Annotated in this window: 18 protein-coding genes; 10 read left to right on the top strand and 8 right to left on the bottom strand. The window is 66.5% G+C overall.

The window, feature by feature from the left end; genetic code table 11:
* Nucleotides 1-25 precede the first annotated feature (25 nt).
* Nucleotides 26-1,207 (top strand): acetyl-CoA C-acetyltransferase, encoded by a 1,182-nt coding sequence (locus LQ953_RS11315; protein WP_231031005.1) that lies wholly within the window; start codon nucleotides 26-28, stop codon nucleotides 1,205-1,207.
* 188 nt (nucleotides 1,208-1,395) lie between these two features.
* Nucleotides 1,396-5,313: a TonB-dependent receptor domain-containing protein gene (locus LQ953_RS11310; protein ID WP_231031004.1), complete on the top strand. Its 3,918-nt coding sequence runs from the start codon at nucleotides 1,396-1,398 to the stop codon at nucleotides 5,311-5,313.
* A 53-nt stretch (nucleotides 5,314-5,366) separates the two neighbouring features.
* Here LQ953_RS11310 and LQ953_RS11305 read toward each other — a convergent pair whose 3' ends face one another.
* From LQ953_RS11305 to LQ953_RS11285, 5 genes are all read right to left on the bottom strand, one after another.
* Nucleotides 5,367-6,398: an alanine racemase gene (locus tag LQ953_RS11305; RefSeq protein WP_231031003.1), complete on the bottom strand. Its 1,032-nt coding sequence runs from the start codon at nucleotides 6,396-6,398 to the stop codon at nucleotides 5,367-5,369.
* A gap of 40 nt (nucleotides 6,399-6,438) precedes the next feature.
* Nucleotides 6,439-9,111 (bottom strand): methionine synthase, encoded by a 2,673-nt coding sequence (gene metH / locus LQ953_RS11300; protein WP_231031002.1) that lies wholly within the window; start codon nucleotides 9,109-9,111, stop codon nucleotides 6,439-6,441.
* Nucleotides 9,112-9,263: 152 nt separating this feature from the next.
* Nucleotides 9,264-10,310: a homocysteine S-methyltransferase family protein gene (locus LQ953_RS11295; RefSeq protein WP_231031001.1), complete on the bottom strand. Its 1,047-nt coding sequence runs from the start codon at nucleotides 10,308-10,310 to the stop codon at nucleotides 9,264-9,266.
* A gap of 148 nt (nucleotides 10,311-10,458) precedes the next feature.
* Nucleotides 10,459-11,376, bottom strand: a complete 918-nt coding sequence (metF, locus tag LQ953_RS11290) for a methylenetetrahydrofolate reductase (protein WP_231031000.1) — start codon at nucleotides 11,374-11,376, stop codon at nucleotides 10,459-10,461.
* Nucleotides 11,373-12,326, bottom strand: coding sequence for an ArsR/SmtB family transcription factor (locus tag LQ953_RS11285; protein ID WP_231030999.1), 954 nt, complete (start codon nucleotides 12,324-12,326; stop codon nucleotides 11,373-11,375). Before LQ953_RS11285 ends, metF begins: the two co-directional genes overlap by 4 nt.
* 112 nt (nucleotides 12,327-12,438) lie before the next feature.
* Between LQ953_RS11285 and LQ953_RS11280 the strand changes: the two genes are divergently transcribed.
* The 7 genes from LQ953_RS11280 (at nucleotide 12,439) to LQ953_RS11250 (ending at nucleotide 17,807) form a co-directional block, all read left to right on the top strand.
* Nucleotides 12,439-12,681 (top strand): hypothetical protein, encoded by a 243-nt coding sequence (locus LQ953_RS11280; protein WP_231030998.1) that lies wholly within the window; start codon nucleotides 12,439-12,441, stop codon nucleotides 12,679-12,681.
* Nucleotides 12,682-12,714: 33 nt separating this feature from the next.
* Nucleotides 12,715-12,885 carry a hypothetical protein gene (locus LQ953_RS11275; RefSeq protein ID WP_231030997.1) on the top strand — a complete coding sequence of 57 codons (171 nt, stop codon included), beginning with the start codon at nucleotides 12,715-12,717 and terminating at the stop codon, nucleotides 12,883-12,885.
* Entirely contained in the window at nucleotides 12,882-13,832 is a 951-nt protein-coding gene (locus LQ953_RS11270) for an aldo/keto reductase (protein WP_231030996.1), read from the top strand. Before LQ953_RS11275 ends, LQ953_RS11270 begins: the two co-directional genes overlap by 4 nt.
* Before the next feature lie 264 nt (nucleotides 13,833-14,096).
* Nucleotides 14,097-14,876, top strand: a complete 780-nt coding sequence (locus LQ953_RS11265) for a histidine phosphatase family protein (RefSeq protein WP_231030995.1) — start codon at nucleotides 14,097-14,099, stop codon at nucleotides 14,874-14,876.
* Nucleotides 14,873-15,751, top strand: coding sequence for an NAD(P)H-hydrate dehydratase (locus LQ953_RS11260; RefSeq protein WP_231030994.1), 879 nt, complete (start codon nucleotides 14,873-14,875; stop codon nucleotides 15,749-15,751). Before LQ953_RS11265 ends, LQ953_RS11260 begins: the two co-directional genes overlap by 4 nt.
* A 99-nt stretch (nucleotides 15,752-15,850) precedes the next feature.
* On the top strand, nucleotides 15,851-16,996 hold the full coding sequence (locus LQ953_RS11255; RefSeq protein ID WP_231030993.1) for an acyl-CoA dehydrogenase family protein: 1,146 nt from the start codon (nucleotides 15,851-15,853) through the stop codon (nucleotides 16,994-16,996).
* Nucleotides 16,997-17,018: 22 nt separating this feature from the next.
* Nucleotides 17,019-17,807, top strand: coding sequence for an SDR family oxidoreductase (locus LQ953_RS11250; RefSeq protein ID WP_231030992.1), 789 nt, complete (start codon nucleotides 17,019-17,021; stop codon nucleotides 17,805-17,807).
* A 36-nt stretch (nucleotides 17,808-17,843) separates the two neighbouring features.
* Here the strand turns inward: LQ953_RS11250 and LQ953_RS11245 are convergent, their stop codons facing one another.
* A complete protein-coding gene (locus LQ953_RS11245) occupies nucleotides 17,844-20,102 on the bottom strand; it encodes an NADP-dependent malic enzyme (protein ID WP_231030991.1) in 2,259 nt (752 codons plus the stop codon).
* 180 nt (nucleotides 20,103-20,282) lie between these two features.
* Between LQ953_RS11245 and mutS the strand changes: the two genes are divergently transcribed.
* Nucleotides 20,283-22,871: a DNA mismatch repair protein MutS gene (gene mutS, locus LQ953_RS11240; RefSeq protein WP_231031058.1), complete on the top strand. Its 2,589-nt coding sequence runs from the start codon at nucleotides 20,283-20,285 to the stop codon at nucleotides 22,869-22,871.
* Here mutS and LQ953_RS11235 read toward each other — a convergent pair.
* Both LQ953_RS11235 and LQ953_RS11230 read right to left on the bottom strand, forming a co-directional pair.
* On the bottom strand, nucleotides 22,837-23,628 hold the full coding sequence (locus LQ953_RS11235; protein WP_231030990.1) for a GDSL-type esterase/lipase family protein: 792 nt from the start codon (nucleotides 23,626-23,628) through the stop codon (nucleotides 22,837-22,839). The two genes, mutS and LQ953_RS11235, sit on opposite strands and share 35 nt — an antisense overlap.
* A complete protein-coding gene (locus tag LQ953_RS11230; RefSeq protein ID WP_231030989.1) occupies nucleotides 23,625-24,596 on the bottom strand; it encodes an alpha/beta hydrolase in 972 nt (323 codons plus the stop codon). Before LQ953_RS11230 ends, LQ953_RS11235 begins: the two co-directional genes overlap by 4 nt.
* Nucleotides 24,597-24,706: the final 110 nt, after the last annotated feature.

Raw genomic sequence — 24,706 nt, 5'->3', positions numbered from 1 at the left:
CCAGACCTTCCGCAGGAACCCCGCCATGACCTCGCCCGCCGACATCGTCATCACCGCCGCCAAGCGCACGCCTGTCGGCAGCTTCCTCGGCGCCTTCGCCACCGTCCCCGCGCACGAGCTCGGCCGCGCCGCGATTCAAGCGGCGCTCGCCCAGGCGAACGTCAAGGGCGAGGAAGTCTCCGAAGTCATCCTCGGCCAGGTGCTCACCGCCGCGCAGGGTCAGAACCCCGCGCGCCAGGCCTCCATGGCCGCCGGCATCCCCAAGGAAGTGCCCGCCTGGGGCGTGCAGCAGGTCTGCGGATCGGGCCTCCGCGCCGTCGCGCTCGCCTATCAGGCGATCGCCACGGGCGACGCGACCATCGTCGTCGCCGGTGGCCAGGAATCCATGTCGATGAGCACCCACGCCCAGTCGCTCCGCCCAGGTACCAAGATGGGCGATCTCGCGCTGGTCGACACCATGATCAAGGACGGCCTGACCGACGTCTTCAACGGCTATCACATGGGCATCACCGCCGAGAACCTGGCCGAGCAGTTCCAGGTCACTCGCGACGATCAGGACGCCTTCGCCGTCCGCTCGCAGAACCTGGCCGAGCGCGCCCGTGCCGAAGGCCGCTTCGCCGACGAGATCGCCCCCGTCACGGTCAAGGGCCGCAAGAGCGACACGATCGTCGACCAGGACGAATATATCCGCGCCGGCGCGGCCGTTGAGGGCATCGCCGGCCTGCGTCCCGCCTTCAAAAAGGATGGCACCGTCACCGCCGCCAACGCCTCGGGTATCAATGACGGCGCAGCCGCGCTGGTGGTGATGCGCCGCGACGAAGCCGAACGCCGCGGCGCCCCGATCCTGGCACGCATCGCCAGCTGGGCAAGTGCGGGCGTCGACCCCTCCATCATGGGCATCGGCCCCGTCCCCGCCACCCGCCGCGCGCTGGAAAAGGCCGGCTGGCAAGTCGCCGACCTCGATCTCATCGAAGCCAACGAAGCCTTTGCCGCTCAAGCACTTGCCGTCGGCAAGGAGCTCGGCTGGGACGCGCAAAAGGTCAACGTCAACGGCGGCGCCATTGCCATCGGTCACCCGATCGGCGCCAGCGGCGCCCGGGTGCTCACTACGCTGCTCCACGAAATGGGACGCCGCGACGCGAAGCGGGGACTCGCGACTCTGTGCATCGGCGGCGGCATGGGAATCGCGATGTGTGTGGAACGGTGAGGCATCTCGGCAGATGAGCTGGTTTACGAATGTTGCTGGAAGGTTGCTGCAAGCGCAACAATAGCACCCCTACTGTAACATTCGTGCAACACCGGGCCACAAAGTCCGGCAATATCATAATCATGCTTGCCGCCGGAGGCGCTAAGCATTTTCATTGCTCGGGGGCATATCGCCCCGGGGCAATTATAATGAAACTATCTCACTTGATGGGAGCGACCGCGCTTGCGAGCGCCGCGTTCCTGTTCCCGCACGCCGCTTTCGCGCAGGCAGAGCCGCTCGAAGCCAACCAGGATCAGCAGACGTCGGCCGAAGGCAATGACGACGTCACGCAGGACGAGGGTACGAACGAGGTTCTTGTTACCGGTTCGCGCATCCGTCGCCCTGAAACGGAGGGCATCCTCCCGGGCGTGCAGGTCGGAGCGCAGTCGATTGAGACGCGCGGCTTCACCAACGCGCTCGAGGCGCTGAACGACATTCCGCTGGTAGGCAATGGCGCCAGCCCGCTGAACGGCAACAATGGCGGCCAGACCGCCAGCCTGGGCGCTGCATTCGTCGATCTCCTGGATCTCGGCACGGCACGCACGCTGACGCTGGTCAACGGTCGCCGCTTCGTTTCGGGCAACGCCGGATCGCTGTTCGTCGCCGGCAACGAGACCGGAAGCCAGGTAGACGTTAACGTCATCCCGTCCTCGCTGATCGATAGGATCGACGTGGTCACCGTTGGCGGCGCCGCAGCGTACGGCGCGGACGCAGTTGCGGGCGTGGTCAACTACATCCTGCTGGACGATTTCGAGGGCCTGCGCGCACGTGCCGTGTCGGGCATTTCGGAGCGCGGCGATGCTGGCCAGTACCAGCTGAGCCTGCTCGCCGGTAAGAACTTCATGGACGACCGGCTGAACATCACGCTGTCGGGCGAGTATAGCCGCAACGACGGTCTGCAAGCCGTGTCGCGCGATTTCCGCAATATTCGCCCCGGCACCTATAACAACCCGTTCAATGGCGGCGTCCGCAACCCGAACTTCACCGGCACGTCGATCATCGACATCAACGGTGCGAACAACGGTGCGTTCCTGCGCGCCTCCGATGATGGTCAGGCCTCCACGCTGTTCGGGCTCGGCCTCGTCACGCAGACGCTGAGCAATCCGGGCACGGTGCTCAACGTCAACAGCACGAACTTCTATACGCCTTACACGCCGATCACCTCGGGTTCTGGCACCACGCTGCGGACCAGCAATTACATCACGTTCCGGAACGGTCTCGCGCCCGTGGGCTTCGCGATCAACGCGACCAATGCCACCGGCGGCCGCACCACCATCGGGACGAACAACAACGGCTACTGGGTTACGTCGGGTCAGGTCATCCAAGGCACTCCCGGCGTCGGGCTTGCGTATAACAACGGCACTGCCATCGGCAATCTTTCGGGCAATGGCCTGAACGGGCGTACCACGCCGGCCGCCAACGTGCCCTTCACCACCTTTGCGCCGACTGCCCTTCCGACGGGCGTCACTGCAGCGCAGGTGTTCGCGGCTTACGGTGTCACTGCTCCTGCGGGCGCAACCGCGGCACAACAGTCGACGCTGGCAGTCAACCTGCTCCAGGCCAACCGGTTCACCGCGCGTGAATTCCTGGCCGCCAATCCCAACACGAACCTGAACTACTTCATCGGCACCTTCGCACCCGACGTGCCGCGGATCGCCAACACCGACACCTCGCTGGTGGATGTGAAGGTGAACGGCACCACGGTGCGCGTTCCCGTCAACCAAGTACTGCCCTATGTGGCGGTCCCGCTTGAATTCAACGACGACGGCTCGCTGCGTCCGTACACCTTCTCGGGTCCGGTCAGCGGCAATTCGCCGCTGACGATCGGTGCCGCGCGCGGTGGCAATGGCGGCTTCCGCCGCAGCCTGGAAAACACGGTGCTGCGCACGCAGCAGGACCGGTATGTCTTCAACGGCAATGCCAGCTTCAAGATCACCGACAACATCAAGTTCTTCACCGAGAACACCTATGCCAAGGTCCTGAACCGGTCGCTGGGGAACATCGCGGGCGCGCAGAACTTCCTGACCAACACGCAGGAAAATGCACCGCTGCTGCTGAACTACGACAACCCGTTCCTTGATAGCGCCGATCGCGCAGTTCTGAGCTCCGTCGGCATCGCGCCGGGTGCAACGAACCAGGGCAACTTCGTGGTTACGCGCCAGAACCAGGACATTCTGGGTGCGAACCAATACACGCAGCGCTCGGAAACCTACCGGATTCTCGGCGGCCTGAGCGCCGATTTCAATCTGTTCGGCAAGTCGTGGAACGCGGAATTCTCCGCCACCTATGGCAACTCCAAGCAGAACACGCGCTCGGCTGGCATCGCCGACGTCGAGTATCAGCTGGCGCTCGACGCGGTTGATGAGGGCGCCGCTCGCGGCGGGCCTGCCAATGGCAACATCATCTGCCGCGCCCAGCTCTTCCCGAACCAGTATCTGGGCCGTTCGCCGATCGGCATTTCCGAGAACATCACCCGCGTGGTTGGTGCCGACGGTGTCCCGACGGAGACGCTCGTCACGCCGACGATCACCCAGGAAATGATCAACGGCTGCCGTCCGCTGAACCCGTTCGGCTACAACCAGATGTCTGAAGCCTCGAAGGCCTATGTGACGAACATTTCCGAATTCCGGAACATGTCGGAGCAGACCTTCATCCAGGCGTCGGTCGGCGGCGGACTGTTCGATCTACCCGCTGGCACGCTTCAGGTAAACGCGAACGGCGAGTACCGCCGCGATCACCTCAGCTTCATGAGCGACTCGCTCAATCAGCTCGGGCGCTCGCGTTCGGCACCGTCGGCAAACACCGATGCGTTCACCGAAACCTATGAATTCGGTGGCGAGTTGGTCGTGCCGATCACCGGCGATGACTTCCTCGGTTTTCTCGGCAAGCTCGAGTTCAACCCGGGCATCCGCGTCTCCAAGCAGAGCGGTCAAGCAGGCGAATATCGCACGCTTGCCGGTAATCTGGTCAGCCCGGAGGCAAGCGGGGACTGGAACACGATCTACACGCTGGGCGGCAGCTGGGAGCCGGTGCGCGACATCCGCTTCCGCGGCAACTACACCAAGTCGGTCCGCCAGCCTTCGATCGTGGAGCTCTTCCTCGGTGGCCAGCCGGTCTTCTCGACTCCGACCGACTATTGCAGCCCGGCGAACATCGACTCCGGCGCACTCGCAACGACTCGTCGTGCAAACTGCGTCGCGGCAGTGATCGCCAACGGCAATGCAACCGACGCAGCATCGGCCAACGAGTTCCTGCGGAACTTCGTGGCAGCCGGCACCGGCCTGCAGGGCACCTATTCCGGCTCGCCGGGGCTGGTTCCAGAGCGTGGCACGAGCTGGACCGTCGGCGTAGGACTTCGTCCGCGCTGGATCGAAGGGCTGACTCTGACGGCCGATTACTTCAACCTGCGCCTTGACGATACGATCGTACCGGTTGGCATCAATGACGTGCTGCGGACCTGCTACGACAGCACCACCTACCCCGATCCGTCGGCAGCAGTGGGCGTCAACACCTGCTCGCAGTTCTCGCGTGATGCGGCCTTCCAGATCAACAATGGCTACCAGGCAGGCTTCCTGAACCTGGGCGGCATCAAGATCGAGGCGATCAACTTCACCGGATCGTATCGGATGAACATCGGTTCCGACCGACTCATCCTGAACGGCAGCGCCTACTATCTGATCAAGTATGACAGCTCGTCTTCGGGTCAGTTCGACGATACCCTGTCCAGCGCAGGTACCTTCGGACGTCCGTCGCTCGAAACTCAGGCATCGCTCCGCTACGAGCATGCAGGGGCGTTCGGTCAGATCACCTGGAACCGGCAGTCGCCGACCCGGATCTTCGTGAGCGGTCTGCCGGCCACCACCGAGCAGTATCCGTACAGCCGCTATCCGACGACGAACAACATCGACTTCGCGCTCGGAATCGATGCGAACGAGAACTTCCGAATCCAGCTGACCGCGAGCAACCTGCTCGACCAGACCACGGCAGGCGATCTCGGCTATCGGTTCGCTGATTACTACGATCAGATCGGTCGCCGTTATAAGGTGACCCTGAGCACGAAGTTCTAAGCACTTCACCGCTCAACATCGGGCCGCTCCTTCGGGAGCGGCCCTTTTTTTGTTCAGTGCGACCAAACGGGCTGGTAGCGAGCTCCCAGCCCGGTGAGCAGCTCATATTGCGACAGCCCGCTCAGCGCTGCGGTCTCCGGCAGCGCATAGTTTAGTGCAGCCCAGTCACTTTCGCGCAGCGTAGGCGCCGCATCCACACCCACCGCGACCAAGTCCATCGACACCCGCCCAAGCACCGGCAGCTCGACGCCGTCGAACCACGCCCGCCCCTTGCCTGAGAAGCACCGCAGATAGCCGTCGGCATAGCCGATGTTGAGGATCGCCACGTCCATGTCCGTTGGCGCAGTGAAGGTGGCGTTGTAGCCCACGCTCTCCCCCGCGCGGACGGTACGCCTTTGCAACACCTGCGCCTCGGGCTGAACAACCTGCCGGATGCTGTTGGCGAACTCGCGGCGCGCAATGCCGCCATATAGCGCCAGCCCCGGTCGGGTCAGGTCGAAGTGGTAGTCCGACCCAAGCGCGATTCCTGCCGAATTGGCCAGGCTCATCCGCGGCGCCCCCGTCCGCCCGCGCAGTGCGGCGAACCGCTGGCGCTGGCGCTCGTTCAAGACGCTGTCCTCGTCGGCGCAGGCAAGGTGGCTCATCAGCGTCTCGACCGCGAGACCGTCGAGCAGCCCCGCGGCAATGTCTTCCACCGACACGCCTAGCCGGTTCATGCCGGTGTCGACCATCACGTCGCACACGCCACCGCCAGCCTCGCGCCAGCGCCGCACCTGTTCGGGTGAGTTCAACACCGGCCGCGCACCGTCAGGCCGGTCGGCCATGTCCTCTGCGCGCACCCCATGCAGCACCGACAGCTGCACGCCCAGGTCCGCCAGCGCCCGCGCCTCACTCCAATGCGCCACGAAAAAGTTCCGGCACCCTGCCGCCGCCAGCCGCCGCACCACCTCGCGCGCGCCCAGCCCATAGCCATCGGCCTTCACCGCCGCGCCGCACGCAGCGGTGCCGCTCATTGCCGCCAGGGTCTTCCAATTGTGCACCAGCGCGGCGCCGTCGAGCCGCAGGCGAAGGGGTGAGGATTCCATCCCCTCCGGTTAGCGGCCCCGCCGCCGCCGCGCCACCCGCTCAGTCCAGGTTGGGCCGCAGCCAGCGCTCGGCCTGCTCCACGCCCACTCCCCGCCGCGCCGCATAGTCCTCCAGCTGGTCGCGCCCCACCCGCGCCACCCCGAAATACTCCGCCTGCGGGTGCCCAAAGTAAAAGCCCGACACCGCCGCCGTCGGCAGCATCGCAAAGCTCTCGGTCAGCACCGCGCCCGTGTTCGCCTGCGCGTCCAGCATGTCGAACAGGATCGGCTTCAGGCTGTGCTCGGGGCAGGCCGGATAGCCCGGCGCCGGGCGGATGCCACGATATTGCTCGCGGATCAGCGCGTCATTGTCCAACTGCTCGCCCGCGGCATAGCCCCACAGGTCGGTCCGGACATGCTGGTGCAGCCGCTCGGCAAAGGCCTCGGCCAGACGGTCGGCCAGGGCCTTCAAGAGGATGTCCGAATAATCGTCGATCGCCGCCTTGAAGCGCTCCAGATGCGGCTCGATGCCATGGATCGACACGGCAAAGCCGCCCATCCAGTCACCATGGCTGTCGATAAAGTCGGCCAGGCACATGTTCGCCCGCCCCTCGCGCTTGGCGATCTGCTGGCGCAGCATGGGCAGGCGAACGCTCGCTTCATTGGTGCGGTCGAGATCGGGCACGTGGAAATGCTCGGGCACGCTCGCGCCATCGGGGCTGCGATGGTCGTCGGAATGGCGCGTCTGCACCCAGATGTCGTCGCCGTTGCGGTGGCACGGCCACAGCCCCGCCACGCCGCGTGCGGTCAGCCACTTCTCCGCGATGATCCGGTCCAGCATCTTCTGCGCGTCGGCGAACAGGCTGGTGGCGCTCTCGCCCACCACCGCATCGCTCAGGATCGCGGGATAGTTGCCCGCCAGTTCCCAGGCGCGGAAGAACGGCGTCCAGTCGATATAGGGGCGCAGGTCGTTCAGGTCCCAATCGTCGAACACATGCACGCCCGGCTGCTTCGGCGCGCCGGGCTTGAGCGCCATATCGGGCTTGAACGCGTTCGCACGCGCAACGCTGAGCGGCAGAAGCTCGCTCTGCCCCTTGCTCGCCCGCGCCACGCGGACCTGCTCATATTCCGCGGCAACCTTGGCGACATAATCGTCGCGCTGCGTGTCGGAGACGAGCGCCGTCGCCACGCCCACCGCGCGGCTGGCGTCGAGCACATGGACCACCGGCCCCTTGTACATCGGCTCGATCTTGAGCGCGGTATGCACCCGGCTGGTGGTCGCGCCCCCGATCAGCAGCGGCATCGTCATTGCCGCGCGCTGCATCTCCTCGGCCACGGTCACCATCTCGTCCAGCGACGGCGTGATCAGCCCCGACAGCCCGATCATGTCGGCGTCGTTCTCGTTCGCCGCCTCGATGATCTTCGACCACGGCACCATCACGCCCAGATCGACCACGTCGAAACCGTTGCACTGCAACACCACGCCGACGATGTTCTTGCCGATGTCGTGAACATCGCCCTTCACCGTCGCCATGATCACCTTGCCCTTGCCCTTGGCGCCGGGCTCCTTGGCGGCCTCGATAAAGGGCAGCAGGTGCGCCACTGCCTTCTTCATCACGCGCGCGGACTTCACCACCTGGGGCAGGAACATCTTGCCCGATCCGAACAGGTCGCCGACGACGTTCATACCGTCCATCAGCGGACCTTCGATGACTTCGATCGGCCGCGCGAACGCCTGACGGCATTCCTCGGTATCGTCGACGACATGCGCGTCGATGCCCTTTACCAGCGCATATTCCAGCCGCTTGGTGACCGGCAGGCTGCGCCATTCCGCCGCCGCCTTTTCCGCCACCGCGTCGGTGCCGCGGAACTTCTCGGCCAGCGCGACCAGCCGCTCGCCGGCCTCGGGATCGCGATTGAGGATCACATCCTCGCAGGCCTGGCGCAGCTCGGGCTCGATCTGGTCATAGACGTCGAGCTGCCCGGCATTGACGATCGCCATGTCCATGCCCGCGGGGATCGCGTGGTACAGGAACACCGAGTGCATCGCTTTCCGGACCGGCTCATTGCCGCGGAACGAGAAGCTCAGGTTCGACAGACCGCCCGAGATATGGACGTGCGGGCAGCGCGCCTTGATCTCGCGGCATGCCTCGATGAAGTCGACGCCGTAGTTATTATGCTCCTCGATCCCGGTCGCCACCGCGAACACATTGGGGTCGAAGATGATGTCCTCGGGCGGAAAGCCGATCCCGACCAGCAGGTCGTATGCGCGCGCGCAGATCTCGACCTTGCGCTCCTTGGTGTCGGCCTGCCCGACCTCGTCGAACGCCATCACCACCACCGCCGCGCCATAGGCCATGCACTTGCGCGCATGCTCCAGGAACTGGTCGACGCCTTCCTTCATGCTGATCGAATTGACGATCGGCTTGCCCGAAACGCACTTCAGCCCCGCCTCGATGACGTCCCACTTGGAGCTGTCGACCATCACCGGAATGCGCGCGATATCGGGCTCGGCCTGGATCAGCTTGAGGAAGGTGGTCATCGCCTCGTGCGCGTCCAGCAGCCCCTCGTCCATGTTGACGTCGAGCACCTGCGCGCCGGCCTCAACCTGCTGCAACGCGACTTCCACCGCCGCGGCATAGTCGCCGTTCATGATCAGCTTCTTGAAGCGCGCAGAGCCCGTAACGTTGGTGCGCTCGCCGATATTGACGAAGCCGGTGGAAAGGTTGGTCATGCTTCTCTTCTCTAGATCCTCCCCCGGAGGGGGAGGGGGACCGCCAAAGGCGGTGGAGGGGTAGTTGCAACAAACGAACCGGCCAGCGTGCGGAGACTACCCCTCCACCAGCTTCGCTGGTCCTCCTCCCCCTCCGGGGGAGGATTTGAGGTTCAAGCCACCATCGTAAACGGCTCCAGCCCGGCCAGCCGCGTCTGCACCGGCGGCTTGGGGATCGCCCGCGGGGCCAAGTCCTTCACCGCCTGCGCAATCGCCGCGATATGCGCCGGCGTCGACCCGCAGCACCCGCCGAGAACGTTGACCTGCCCCGCATCGGCCCATTCCTTGACCAGTCCGGCGGTCGTCGCCGGCGCCTCGTCATAGGCGCCAAGCTCGTTGGGCAGCCCGGCATTAGGATACACCATGATCAGCGTGTCGCAGAGCGCCGAGAGCGTCTTCACATGCGGCCGCAGCTGCTCGGCCCCGAACGAACAATTAAGCCCGATCGTCACCGGCTTGGCATGCCGCACCGCGTGCCAGAACGCCTCGACCGTGTGGCCCGACAGGTTGCGCCCGGACAGGTCGGTCAGCGTCATCGACAGCATGATCGGCAAGTCGCGGCCCAGGTCATTGCCCGCCTCGATCGCCGCCATGACCCCGGCCTTGGCATTGAGCGTATCGAACACCGTCTCGATCAGGATGAAGTCCACCCCGCCCTCGACCAGCGCGTCGATCTGCTCGCGGTACACGTCCTTCAGATGGTCGAAGTCGATCTCGCGAAAGCCAGGGTCGTTGACGTCGGGCGACAGCGACAGCGTCTTGTTGGTCGGCCCCAATGCGCCCGCCACGAAGCGCGGCCGCCCGTCCCTGGCCTCGAACTCGTCGGCGATTCCCCGCGCCAGCTTCGCGCTCTCGACATTGATCGCGCGCACCAGATGCTCGGCGCCGTAATCGGCCTGGCTGATCCGGTTTGCCGAGAAGGTGTTGGTCTCGGCAATGTCCGCTCCGGCCTCGAAATAGGCGCGGTGGATCGACGCGGGCACCTCAGGCATGGTCAGCGCGAGGATGTCGTTATTGCCCTTCTGGTCGTGCGTGAGGCCCAGATCGCCCGCATAGGCCGCCTCGTCGAGCTTCCAGTTCTGGATCTCGGTCCCAAAGGCGCCGTCGGTGATCAGGATGCGCTTGGCGGCCTCAGCCAGCAGTTTCTCGCGTGCAGTCATATCACTTCTCTCAATCCTCCCCGGAAAGGGGAGGGGGACCATGCGAAGCATGGTGGAGGGGGGTTGCCGCAAGGGGCTCGCTCGCGGAGAGCCCCCTCCACCAAGCCGCTTCGCGCCTTGGTCCCCCTCCCCGTTCCAGGGAGGATTTCTAAGCCGCGACCAATCCCGCCGCCGCCCGGGGCCGAACCCCCAGCAAGTGACAAATCGCGTAGCTAAGCTCCGCCCGGTTGAGCGTGTAGAAGTGAAACTGCCGCACACCCCCGGCATAGAGCTTGCGGCACAATTCGGCCGTCAGCGTCGCCGCCACCAGCTGGCGCGCGGCGGGATGCTCGTCCAACCCCTCGAACAGCGTCTCCATCCATGCCGGAACCGCGGTGCCGCACATCGCCGACATCCGCACCACGCTGGCATAGTTCATCACCGGCATGATCCCCGGCACGATCTCGGCATCGATCCCTGCCTTGATCGCATCGTCGCGAAAGCGGAAAAACGTGTCGGGCTCGAAGAAGAACTGGGTGATCGCCCGGTTGGCGCCAGCGTCGATCTTGCGCTTCAGATTGTCCAGATCCGCCTGGGCATGCTCGGAATCCGGATGGCATTCGGGATAGGCCGCGACCGAAATCTCGAATGGGTGTAGCTTGCGAAGGCCGGCCACCAGATCGGCGGCATTCTCATACCCGCCCGGGTGGGTGCGGTACTTCTCGCCCGCACGCGGCGAATCCCCGCGCAGCGCGACGATATGCCGCACGCCCGCGGCCCAATATTCCTGCGCGACCTGGTCGATCTCCTCGCGGGTCGCCTCGACACAGGTGAGGTGCGCGGCGGCAGGGATCGCCGTCTCGCGCGCGATCCGCGCCACCGTGTTGTGGGTGCGCTCGCGCGTGGTCCCGCCCGCGCCATAGGTGACGCTCACGAAGCGCGGCCCGAGCGGCGAGAGCGTCTGCACCGACTCCCACAGCGTTTCTTCCATCTTCTCGCTCTTGGGCGGGAAGAATTCGAAGCTCACATCGATGTCGCCCGCCACATCGGCGAACAGCGGCGGCGCCAAAGGATCCACGTTGCTCATGCCGCCTTCACTTCCCTCTTTTTCTCGCCGGTCTTGCGACCCAGCCATAGTTTCACGGTGAGCTCGCCACCCTCCAGCGTCTCGACCAGCACCGGCGCGAGCCCCGCCGCCTCGAACCACGCCAGCACCTGCTCGTCGGAAAAGCCCAGCCGCGCATGCGCGTCGCGGGTGCGCAGTTCCTCGCGCTCGTGGGGCGCGAAATCGACGATCAGCAGCCGACCGCCGTCACTCAGCACGCGCCCGGCCTCGCCGATCGCGGCGCCGGGCTGCTGTGCGAAGTGCAGCACATGGTGGAGGATCGCGGTGTCGGCGCCGCCATCGCTCAGCGGCAGGGCATACAGGTCAGCCTGGCGCAGCTCGGCATTGTCCAGCCCCTGCTCGGACAGCTTGGCACGCGCCAGCCGCAGCATTTCCGACGAGCGGTCGATGCCCAGCGCCTGCCGCGCCTTGGGCCCGAACAGCTCCAGCATGCGCCCAGTGCCCGTACCGATATCGACCAGCTGGCCAAGCGGCCCCTCACCCAGCGCCTTGGCCATCGCCGCCTCGACCTGGCTTTCCGCGACATGGAGCGATCGGATCGCGTCCCACTGTCCGGCATTGGCCTCGAACCAGTCCGCCGCCGCGACGGCCCGGTCGGCGCGCACCGCCGCCAGCCGGGCCTCATCCGCGATCGTCCAGTGATCCTTCTCGTTCCAGCTGTCGAACGCCGCCAGGATCGGCTGCACCTTGTGGTCCGCGCCCAGCGCGACGAACACCCAGCTGCCTTCCTTGCGCCGCTCGGCAAGCCCCGCGTCGCACAGGATCTTCACATGGCGCGACACGCGCGGCTGGCTCTGGCCCAGCACCTGCGCCAGTTCGCCGACGCTCAGCTCCATCGCGCGCAGCAGCGCCACGATGCGCAACCGCGTCGAATCCGCCAGCGCGCGGAAGATGGAAAGGGCCGAAGTCATGGGACATGGAGATATAAAGATATCTTTATATCAGGTCAATCGAGCATCCCTGTTGCCTCAGCTGTTGACGCCGGATACCTCCGTTTTCCGCGTCGACAAGAAGGTATACAGCATGCGCACCCTCCTCTTCCCCGCCCTCGCCCTGCTCGCCCTTTCCGCCTGCAACAACAAGGCGCAGAACGAAGCCGCCGAAGCCAATGAAACCATGACCGGCGACAGCAACACCATGGGCGAAGCCGTCGCCGACGTGAACGCCGCCAATGCCGCAACCGACGCGGCCTTCGACGCAGCCGAGAACAGCTACGAAGCCAATGTCAGCGATGACGGCGTGGCAGGCAACGAGATCATCGACTAACCGTTAGGCGTCCTCAAGCCAGGAGAAGCCGGAATGCGTCTTTTGCCGTTGCTGCCCCTCGCCCTGGCGCTCGCCGGTTGCGGACAGGCTGACGAGGACCCCAGCGGGCTCACCCCCGACGAGGCGCGTCAGCTGAACGAGGCAGCCGAGGCGATCGACATTAATTCCGGCACTCCGGTCAACATTTCGGAGGACGCCCAATGACCCCCACTCGCGAACTCGGCGCCAGCGGCCTTGCCATCCCGCCGCTGGTGCTTGGCGGCAATGTCTTTGGCTGGACCATCGACAAGGCGCAAAGCTTCCGCATCCTCGACCGCTTCGCCGAAGCTGGCGGGGTGATGATCGACACCGCCGACGTCTACTCCGCCTGGGTCTCGGGCCATCAGGGCGGCGAATCCGAGACGATCATCGGCGAATGGCTGCGCACCTCGGGCAAGCGCGACCAGGTGCTGCTCGCGACCAAGGTCGGCATGCTGCCGGGCGAAGGCGGCACCGGCCTCGCCCCCGCCCGCATCGCCGCCGCAGCCGAAGCCTCGCTCCAGCGGCTGGGCGTGGAAACCATCGACCTCTATTACGCACACCAGGACGATGAGAACGTACCGCAGGAAGAAGTGCTCGCCGCCTTTGGTCGCCTGATCGACGCCGGCAAGGTCCGCGTGCTCGGCGCGTCCAACTTCCACGCGATCCGCTTCAAGGCGGCGCTCGATATCGCCGCGCGCGACGGTCTCCCGCACTACCGGGTGCTCCAGCCCGAATATAATCTCGTCAGCCGCCGCAAGTTCGAAGGCGAGCTGCAGGACCTGTGCGTCACCCAGAATATCGGCGTGCTGCCCTATTACGGCCTGGCTTCGGGCTTCCTCACCGGCAAGTACCGCAGCGACGCGGACCTGGGCAAAAGCGTCCGCGGCGGCCGTATGGGCGAGCTGCTCAAGGGTAAGGGTGGCCCGGTACTCGCCGCAATGGACGAAGTCGCCGCGCAAACGGGCGCCAGCCACGCCCAGATCGCTCTGGCCTGGCTGGCCGCACAGGACGGCGTGACCGCACCGATCGCCAGCGCCACCTCGCTCGAACAACTCGACGAACTACTGGGCGCCTGGGACGTGACGCTGGCCAGCGACCAGCTTGATCGGCTTACAGCCGCGGGCGCTTGAAGTTCACGCCAGAGTTCGAAGGCAGGAAGTTTAGAGGTTCGCGCAGAGGCGCAGAGACGCAGAGAAAAAGAAGACGCCGCGAAGCGGCAGGAACGCTCCGCGCCGCCAGTTCGGACGTAGAGACTAGTCTCCCGAACGAAGCCACAGGCCGTCTTCTCTGCGCCTCCGCGCCTCTGCGCGAACCTCTTCCTTCTTCACCCTTCGTGCCTTCGTGCCTTCGCGCCTTCGCGTGAACCAATCACGCCCCCCGGCATTGACCCAGCAATGCCCGATCAAACCCACCCCCGCTGGCCGACGCGCCTCTGGATCGTCCGCCATGGCCAGAGCGCCGGCAATGTCGCCCGCGACCAGGCCGACGCCGCCGGTGAGCACCGCATCGCCATCGACATGCGCGACGTCGACGTGCCCCTGTCGCAGCTCGGCGAGCAGCAGGCCGACGCACTCGGCCGCTGGTTCGCGCAAGGGCATGGCAATGGCCGCCCGGACGTGATCCTCGCCAGCCCTTATCTGCGCGCCCGCGAAACCGCCCGCATCTTCCGCGACGCAGGCGGCGCCGATCCCGCCGAGCCGATTTGCGCCGACGAACGGCTGCGCGAAAAGGAATTTGGCATTCTCGACGGCCTGACCAGCGCAGGCATTCACGCACTTGAGCCCGACCAGGCCGAGTTCCGCCGCCTGCTCGGCAAATTCTACCACCGCCCGCCCGGCGGCGAGAGCTGGTGTGATGTCATCTTCCGCCTGCGTGCGCTGCTGGACACGGTCTCGCTCCATTATGCCGGCCGCAACGTGATGATCGTCGCGCACCAGGTCGTGGTGCTCTGCCTGCGCTACATCATCGAGAACCTGTCGGAAGCCGAGATCCTCGCGATCGACAAGGCCGGCGATGTCGCCAACTGTTCGGTCACCGAATATGCCTTCGATCCCGCTGCGGGCAAGGACGGGGGAATGGCGCTGGTCCGCTACAACGTGACCGCATCGATGGAGCGCGACTCGCAGGCGCAAGTCACGTCCGAGCCGGACGCACCAGTGGCGGCACGCGGATGAGCGCGCTCGATTCCGCCTGGCTCGCCGAGCACCCGCTGCCGCAACCTGAAGGCGATACCGACAAGAACAGCCGCGGCCGCGTCCTCATCGCCGGGGGCTCCGAAACGGTGCCCGGCGCGCTTCGCCTCACCGGTGAAGCCGCGTTCCGCGCCGGCGCCGGCAAGGTCCAGCTGGCTACCGCACAGCGCGTTGCCCTGGCACTCGGCCTGACCATGCCCGAAGCCGCCGTCTATTCGCTCCCCACCAACGAAGCGGGCGAGCTCGGCGCCGAGGCGGGACCCAAGCTCGCCGAGTACCTGACGCGCTGCGACACGCTGGTGCTGGGTCCGGGCATGGGAAGCAAATCGGCCGCTGCACCGATCCTGTCCGCCGCAATCGCCAAACCCAGGTCCGACCTGTCGCTGGTGATCGACGCCGCCGCGCTGACCGCGGCCCCCGACATGGCCGACGCGCTGCAGGCGCATGAAGGGCGGATCGTCCTGACGCCACATCCGGGCGAAATGATCCAGCTGATGCAGTGCGACGAAGCGCGCACCAAAGACGACCCCGCAGGGCTGGTGCGCGAAGCTGCCGAGCGCTTCGGCGCCACCGTGCTGCTGAAGGGCGCGCTGACCTGGATCGCCTGCCCCGATCAGCCGGTGCTGCGCTACGCCGGCGGCGGCCCAGGCCTTGCCACCGGCGGCTCGGGCGATGTGCTCGCCGGGATTATCGGTGCTCTGATGGCCCGAGGCGCCACGCCGCGCGTCGCCGCCGCCTGGGGTGTCTGGCTGCATGGCGAGGCGGGGCGGCGCTTGGCCGAAACGGTCGGGCCGCTCGGTTTCCTCGGGCGCGAATTGCCGCCCCTGATCCCTGGGCTGCTGAACTCTACACGGTAAGCGCGCCTGCAAACTATCTGTTTTGAACATCCGGTATGGCTTGTTCGCGCCCGCACGAAGCGATAGCCTGGAGGTAATTAGAACAAGAAGAACGGATGCATGGCGCTCGACCCGGAGGTATTCGACAGCCTGTTGGACACGGTCCGACGCTTCGTCGCGGAGCAGCTTCGCCCACGCGAAGCCGAGATCGAGGCTGCCGACGCAATACCCCCCGACCTGATCGAGTCGATGAAGGCACTCGGCCTGTTCGGCCTGTCGATCGGTGAAGAGCATGGCGGCCTGAGCCTGAGCATGGCGGAGGAGTGCCGCGTCGCCATCGAGTTCGGCCGCACCACTCCCGCCTTCCGCTCGGCGTTCGGCACCAATGTCGGTATAGGCAGCCAGGGTCTCGTGATGGCCGGAACGCCAGAGCAAAAGGCCCAGTGGCTGCCGCGCATCGCCACCGGCGAAATCGTCACCAGCTTCGCACTGACCGAGCCCGATGTCGGCTCAGACTCGGGCGCGGTGAAGACGCGGGCGGTCCGCGATGGCGAGGTCTATCGCCTCTCGGGCACCAAACGCTACATCACCAATGCCGACAAGGCAGAGCTCTTCACTGTCATGGCGCGCACTTCGGACGATCCCGGCGGCCGCGGCGTATCGGCGTTTCTGGTCCCCCGCGATCTGCCCGGCATCAGCATTGGCGAACCTGAAAAGAAGATGGGGCAAAAGGGTGCCAAGGTCGCCGACGTCACGTTCGACGACACCCCGGTGCCTGCCGCCAACCGCCTGGGCGCGGAAGGTGACGGCTTCCGCATCGCCATGCAGGTGCTCGACCGCGGCCGGCTCCACATCGCGGCGGTATGCGTCGGCACCGCCGAGCGGCTGATCGCCGATTGCGTCGCCTATGCCACCGAGCGCCGCCAGTTCGGCAAGCCAATCGCCGAGCACCAGCTGATCCAGGCGATGCTGGCCGACTCAAAGACCGAAGCACTCGCCGCCCGCGCGCTGGTGCTCGAAACCGCCGCGGCTAAGGACCGCGGCGAGAACACCACCATGGAAGCCGCCGCCGCGAAATACTTCGCCAGCGAGATGGTCGGCCGCGTTGCCGATCGCGCGGTGCAGATCTTCGGCGGGGCGGGCTACATCGCCGACTATGGCATCGAACGGCTGTACCGCGACGTGCGCCTGTTCCGCATCTACGAAGGCACCAGCCAGATCCAGCAGCTGATCATCGCCCGCGAGACGCTCAAGCGCGGCGGCTGACCGCCAGGAGAGGACGATACCAATGGACACCACCACCCTGTTCCGCCTCGACAATCGCGTCGCGCTCGTCACCGGAGGGTCGCGCGGCATTGGCCGGATGATCGCCGCCGGCTTCGTCGCTCAAGGCGCGAAGGTCTATGTCTCCTCGCGCAAGGCCGAGGCCTGCGAAGAGACCGCGACCGCGTTGGGCCCGAACTGCATTGCGCTGCCGATGGACGTCTCCACGGTCGAAGGCTGCAAGGCACTCGCCGCCGAACTCGCCGCGCGCGAGCCGCGGCTCGACATCCTCGTCAACAATGCCGGTGCGGCCTGGGGCGAGGCATTCGACACCTTCCCCGAAAAGGGCTGGGACAAGGTGATGGAGCTCAACGTCAAGTCGCCCTTCTTCCTCACCCAGGCGCTCCACACCCTGCTCAAGGCGTCGGGCATGCAAGCCCGCCCCGCCAAGGTTATCAACATCACCTCGATCGACGGCCAGCGGGTGAACCCGTGGGAAACCTATAGCTATCAGGCGTCGAAGGCCGCGCTGATCCACCTGACCCGCCGCATGGCCGCACGGCTGATCCGCGACAAAATCGTGGTATCCTCACTCGCGCCCGGCGCCTTCCCCAGCGACATGAACAAGGCCGCGCGCGATCACGGCGACGGCGTCGCCAAACGCATCCCCGCCGGCCGCATCGGCACCGACGAAGACATGGCCGGTGCCGCCATCTACCTCGCCAGCCGCGCGGGCGACTACGTCGTCGGCGAAACGCTCACCGTCGACGGCGGCCTGGTCAATGCCAGCCTCGGCGGCAGCATCGACGGCTAGGAACTCTCCCCCGGACCAGCCGAGGGAGCATCCAACTCAGCGCGCGATCCCGCCGGCTGCCAGCACCGCCAGCGTCACCAGCTCGCTTGCGGTCGCGGTCATCGGCGCGATCTGCACCGGCTTTTCCATGCCGATCAGCATCGGCCCGATCGTCGAATCGCCGCCCAGCTCGCGCAGCAGCTTGGCCGAGATATTCGCCGATTGCAGCCCCGGCATGATCAGCACGTTGGCCGGGCCAGACAACCGCGCGAACGGATAGTTCGCCAGCTGCTTGGGGTTGAGCGCGACGTCCGGCGACATCTCGCCTTCATATTCGAACTCGGGCTTGCGCTCGTCGAGCAGCTTGATCGCGCCGCGCACATGTTCGAGCCAGCGGCCTTCGGGATTGCCGAAGGTCGAATAGCTGAGGAATGCGACGCGGGGTTCGTGGCCCATGCGCCGCGCGACCTGGGCCGCGCCCTCGGCGATCTGCGCCAGTTCTTCCGCACTCGGGCGCTCGTTTACCGTCGTGTCGGCGATGAACACCGTGTGCGACTGCCCCACCAGCACGTGCATGCCAAAGGCAATGCGGCCCGGCGCATAGTCGATCACCCGGCGCACCTGGCGCATCGTCTCGGCATAGGTGCGCGTGACGCCGGTCAGCATCGCATCGCCCTCGCCCAGCTGGAGCAGCAGCGCGCCGAAGATGTTGCGGTCGCGGTTGACCAGCCGTTCGATGTCACGGCGCAGGTAGCCGCGGCGCTGTAGCCGCTGGTACAGGAACTCGACCATCCGCGGCACCAGCGGCGAATTGACGCTGTTGTGGATCTCGAAGTCTTCCGGGTTGGCGCCCAGCGCCTGAAGCTTGTCGGACACCGACTCACGGCCGACCAGCACCGGGATGCCATAACCACCTTCCTTGAAGGCGATGGCGGCGCGCAGCACCACTTCTTCCTCGCCCTCAGCGAAAATCACGCGCTTGGGATGCGCGCGTGCACCCTCATAGGCAAGGCTGAGCACCGAAGTCGTCGGATTAAGCCGTGCGCGCAGCGACTGGCGATACGCCGCCATGTCGACGATCGGCTTGGTCGCGACGCCCGAATCCATCGCTGCCTGGGCAACGGCGGCGGGTACGATCTCCATCAGCCGCGGATCGAACGGCGCGGGGATGATGTATTCGGGGCCAAAGCTGTGCTGCGTGCCGTAAGCCGCGGCGACTTCCTCGGGCACCTGCTGGCGGGCCAGTTCGGCCAGCGCGCGCGCGGCGGCGACCTTCATCGCGTCGTTGATCGTCGTCGCGCGCACGTCCAGCGCGCCGCGGAAGATGAACGGGAAGCCCAGCACATTGTTGACCTGGTTCGGATAGTCCGAACGGCCGGTGGCGATGATCGCGTCCGGCCGCGCTTCCTTGGCAACCGGCGGGCTGATCTCGGGATCGGGGTTCGCCATCGCGAACACGATCGGGCGCGGCGCCATCGTCTTGAGCAGCTCGGGCGGCAGCGAGTTGGCCGATGCCAGCCCGACGAACACGTCGGCGCCGTCGATCGCCTCGGCAAAGGTGCGCTTGTCCGTGGCGACGGCGTGTGCCGACTTCCACTGGTTCATGCTTTCTTCGCGGCCCTGATAGATCACGCCGTTCAGGTCGCACATCAGCAGGTTGTCGTGCGGCAGGCCCATCGCCTTGATCAGTTCGGCGCACGCGATTGCGGCGGCGCCGGCACCCAGCATCACGATCTTGGTATGCTTGATGTCGCGCCCGGTCAGGTGAAGCGCGTTGATCAGGCCGGCGGCGGCGATGATCGCGGTGCCGTGCTGGTCGTCATGGAACACCGGGATGTTCATGCGTTCGCGCAGCGTCTGCTCGATCACGAAGCATTCCGGGGACTTGATGTCCTCCAGGTTGATGCCGCCGAAGCTCGGCTCCATCAGCTCCACTGCGTCGATGAAGCGGTTCACGTCTTCGGTCTTCAGCTCGATGTCGATCGAGTCGACGTCGGCGAAGCGCTTGAACAGCACCGCCTTGCCTTCCATCACCGGCTTGGACGCCAGTGCGCCCAGATTGCCGAGCCCAAGGATCGCCGTGCCGTTGGAGATCACCGCGACCAGATTGCCCTTGGCGGTATAGTCATAAGCGAGCGAAGGATCCTCGGCGATGGCGCGCACGGGCACCGCGACGCCGGGCGAGTAGGCGAGCGCGAGATCGCGCTGAGTCGCCATCGGCTTGGACGCGACGATCTCGATTTTACCGGGCCGGCCTTCCGAATGGTAGCGAAGCGCCTCGCGCTCGGAAAACTGGACCTTGGATTCCTCAGACATTCATATCTCCTGGTCCCCTTCCTTTAGGGTGACGATTCCGTAGCTGCAATCGGCGGATGTGCCTTGAGCGGTAACGGAGTGTTTCCCCGCGAGTCGTCCCCAGGAAAGCGGCAGCCGGGAGTTGATCGCCCCGGCGCATCGGCTACCGCATGCTGCATGTCCTCCGCCGCCCCCACGCCGATGATGGCACAATATCTTGCGCTCAAGGCCGAAGCCGAGGATTGCCTGCTCTTCTACCGCATGGGCGATTTCTTCGAGCTGTTCTTCGACGATGCGAAGATCGCCAGCGCCTGCCTGGATATCGCGCTCACCGCACGCGGCGAGCATGAGGGCGAGCGTATCCCGATGTGCGGCGTGCCGGTGCATGCGATGGAGGGCTATCTCGCCCGGCTGATCAAGGCCGGCCACCGCGTCGCCATTGCCGAGCAGACCGAAACCCCCGAACAGGCCAAGAAGCGCGGCGGCTCCAAGGCGCTGGTCGCCCGCGACATCGTGCGGGTGGTGACCGCCGGCACCCTGACCGAGGAAACGCTGCTCGACAGCCGCTCGGCAAACTGGTGCGTAGCAATCGGCGAAGCGGGTGGCAGCGTCGCCATTGCCTGCGCGGACATTTCGACCGGCCGCTTCGAGATCATCGAAACCGATGCCGATCGCGTTTCTGCCGAAATCGCCCGGCTGTCCCCGGCCGAAACCGTCGCCTGCGACGCCTCAGCCTTCGACGCACTCGCCACCGTGCTGCGCCCACGCGCCGGCTTCGACAGTGCTGCGGCGGAGGAACGGCTCAAGTCCCTCTTCGGCGTCGCCACGCTCGACGGGTTCGGCACCTTCTCGCGCGCGGCGCTGGCAGCCGCCGGCGGGCTGGTCGCCTATCTCGACCACACTGCCAAGGGTTCGCTGCCCTTCCTGCGTCCGCCCCGTGTCAGCCGGACCGAGGCATTCATGGCCATCGACGCAGCGACGCGCGAGAGCCTCGAACTCTGCGTCTCACAGGCTGGCGTCCGCAAGGGCAGCCTGCTCGACAGCGTCGACCGCACCGTCACCGGCGCCGGGGCGCGCCTACTCGGCCAGGACATCGCCACGCCCTTGATGGACCGCGCCGGAATCGAGGCACGGCTCGACCTGGTGCAGCGTTTCCATGACGATGCCGGCGTTCGCGACATGGTGCGCGGCGCGCTCCGCGCCTTGCCCGACATCGGACGTGCGCTCGGCCGCCTTGCCGCAGGCCGCGGCTCGCCCCGCGATCTCGGCCAGCTGCGCGATGGTCTCGACGGGGCTTGGCGCCTTGGCGAACGGCTCGCCGCGCTCGATGACGTGCCCGCCCTGCTCGCCCAGCTGATCCCACAGCTGCGCGGCCACGGCACGCTGATCGATCTGCTCTCCCGCGCCCTTGTGCCCGAACCGCCGGTCGACGCCGCGCATGGCGGTTACATCGCGGAGGGCTATGACGCCGCGCTCGACGATCTTCGCGATGCCGGCGCCGGCGGCCGCCGCGCCATCGCCGCGCTGGAGGCCGACTATCGCAGCCGCACCGGCATCACCGCGCTCAAGATCCGCCACAACGGCGTGCTCGGCTACCATATCGAAGTGCCCGCGCGCTCCGCCGACGCGTTGATGGCGCCCGACAGCGGCTTCACCCACCGCCAGACGCTGGCCGGCGTCGTCCGCTTCAACGCCCCCGAACTCCATGATGTCGCGGTCAAGGTGACTCAGGCCGGCGCCCACGCGCTCGCCGCCGAAGCCGCGCATCTCGAAGATCTTACCACCACCGCGCTCGGCCGCCGCGAAAGCATCGCCGCCACCGCCGACGCCCTCGCCCGGATCGACGTGGCCGCCGGCCTCGCCGAACGCGCAGCCGAAAGCAGCTGGGCCCGGCCCGCACTGGTCGAGCATAGCTGCTTCGAGGTCGAAGGCGGGCGCCATCCGGTGGTGGAGGAAGCCGTCGCCAAATCGGGCGGCCGCTTCGTTGCCAACGACTGCAAGCTCTCCGAGAACTCACGCCTATGGCTGGTCACCGGCCCCAACATGGGCGGCAAGTCGACCTTCCTGCGCCAGAACGCGCTGCTCGCTGTGCTCGCGCAAGCCGGCAGCTACGTCCCCGCCACCAGCGCGACGCTCGGCCTGGTCGACCGCCTGTTCAGCCGCGTCGGCGCCTCGGACAATTTGGCGCGCGGCCGCTCCACCTTCATGGTCGAGATGGTCGAGACTGCGGCGATCCTGGCGCAGGCAACGCCGCGCAGCTTCGTGATCCTCGACGAGGTCGGCCGCGGCACTTCGACGTATGACGGCCTCGCCATCGCCTGGTCGGTGGTGGAGGCGATCCATGAGGACAATCGCTGCCGCTGCCTGTTCGCCACCCATTATCACGAACTGACTCGCCTGGCCGAGCGCTGCGACGCGCTGACCCTCCACCATGTCCGCGCACGCGAGTGGAAGGGCGACCTCGTCCTCCTCCATGAACTCGCCGACGGCCCCGCCGACCGCAGCTACGGCATCGCCGTCGCGCGGCTCGCGGGCATGCCCCCGGCGACGATCAAGCGCGCCAAGGCGGTGCTCGACAAGCTGGAGGCCGGCCGCGAGAAAACCGGCGGCCTCGCCGCCGGCCTCGACGACCTGCCGCTGTTCGCGGCAATCGCCGAGCAGGAGGAAGCCAAGGTCGACGCGCTGCGAAATGAACTCGGCGCACTCGACATCGACGCGCTAAGCCCGCGCGAAGCGCTGGACGTTCTCTACCGCCTCAAGACGCTGGCGGGCGACCAAGCGCCCGCGTAATCGCCGCCTGCGCGATCGGGGCCATCCGGGCATAGGCGGCGGGCAACGGGTGCACGCCGTCGTCGCTCCATTGGCGATCCAGCAGCCCATGCGCGTCCGCCAGCGCCGCGTAATAATCGGCATAGCCATAGCCGCGCGCTGCACAGAAGCGCTGCAACCAGGCATTCAGCGTGCGCAGCGTGTCGGGCTTCCGCTCCGCCACCACGCCCTGCGCCCGCTCGGTATAGCTGTGCACCGGCAGCAGGGATCCGAAGACGACGGCAATGCCGTGCCGGTCGGCCAGATCCGCCATCGCTTCGTAATTGGCTTCGATTTGCTCCACCGTCTCGCGCTGCAGAAAGCCCTGCACGTCGTTGACGCCGGCCAGGATCACCACCGCGCGCGGCTTCAGCGCGATCACGTCCTGGTGAAAGCGCAGCAGCATCTGCGCGGTGACCTGGCTGCCGATGCCGCGATTGATATAGGCCTTGTCCGGAAACGCCGCCGCCAGGTTCCATTTGTCGGTGATTGAGTCCCCGAGGAATATCACGCGCTGCTCGCGGCCCCTTGGCGGCCCGAGCCGCCGGTTCGCGTCGGCATACAAATAGCGTTCGCCAAAATCCTCCATCAGGCTCGGCACCAGCCTGGCGCGGAACGGCCCGAGCCACGGTCCCCAGTCCCGCTCCTCCACGACGCGGCGCTCCGGCGAACTTTGGTAATCCTGAGCCACCGCCGCCGGCGCCGCCGCAAGCAAGGCGGCGAGCGCCAGCCGCTTCATGCCCGGAACACGCCCTTGCGCACGCCATAGGCGTGGAACAGCGCCGGCCAGGCGGAACCCGGCGACGCCTTGGGCAAGCGCGCGCCAAAGCCGTGTCCGCCCTCGTCGAACAGGTGCATCTCCGCCTTGCGCCCGGCCTTCAGCGCCGCGTCATACAGCACCAGGCTGTTGGCCACCGGCACCAGCCCGTCGTCGGACGCGTGGATCAGGAACAGCGGCGGCGTGTCGGCGGTGACGCGCTGCTCCACCGATGCGTGGCGCAGCGCCTCGGCCGAGGGGTTCGGCCCCAGCAGATTATCGCGCGACCCGGCATGGGTGATCGCCGCATCCAGGTTGATGACCGGGTATACCAGTCCGGCAAGATCAGGCCGCGCCGACAACCCGTCGGCCGCATCGACGGGCGTGTACACGCGCTCGCCGTGCCGCGTTGCCAGCGATCCTGCCAGATGCCCGCCGGCCGAAAAGCCAAGCACGGCCACCCGCGCCGGATCGACGCCGAACTTCGCCGCGCCCGACCGGATCACCCGCATCGCCCGCTGCGCATCCTGCAGCGGCACCAGCCCGCGCTGCTCCCATCCGTCGCCGGGCAGGCGATAGAGCAGGATAAAGGCCGTCACGCCGCGCGCGTTCAGCCACGCCGCCTGTTCGGTGCCTTCATTGTCATAGGCCAGGAAGCCATAGCCGCCGCCCGGCACCAGCAGCACCGCGCTGCCATTCGCCTTTGCGGGGCGACGCACCACCAGCACCGGATCGTCGATGCCGCTCACCCAGCGATCGGTGTGCGCCGGGTCCTTGGACTGGTCGGCCACCTTGCGGACGATCTTCGTACCGCGATAGCCCGGCGGACGCCCCGGCCACAGCCGCACGACCTCGTCCCCAGGCCCTGTCTGCGCGATCGCGCCCGTTCCCGCGGCCATCCCCAACAGGGCAGCGCCGCCGCCCAACACCGCGCGTCTCGTCGCCGTCATACAGCCTCTTCAACAAACCACTGCTTTATAAATGAGAGAGGTCGCCGAGCACCCATCAGGGCGCCCGACGACCTCCGACATGGTCAGCGACCGGAGTGTTCCAGCCCGGG

It is taken from the genome of Sphingomonas sp. IC-56 (assembly GCF_021043375.1).
Classification (GTDB): Bacteria; Pseudomonadota; Alphaproteobacteria; order Sphingomonadales; family Sphingomonadaceae; genus Sphingomonas.
Note: the sequence above shows the minus strand (reverse complement) of the source record. Positions and strands in the feature narration are given on the sequence as shown.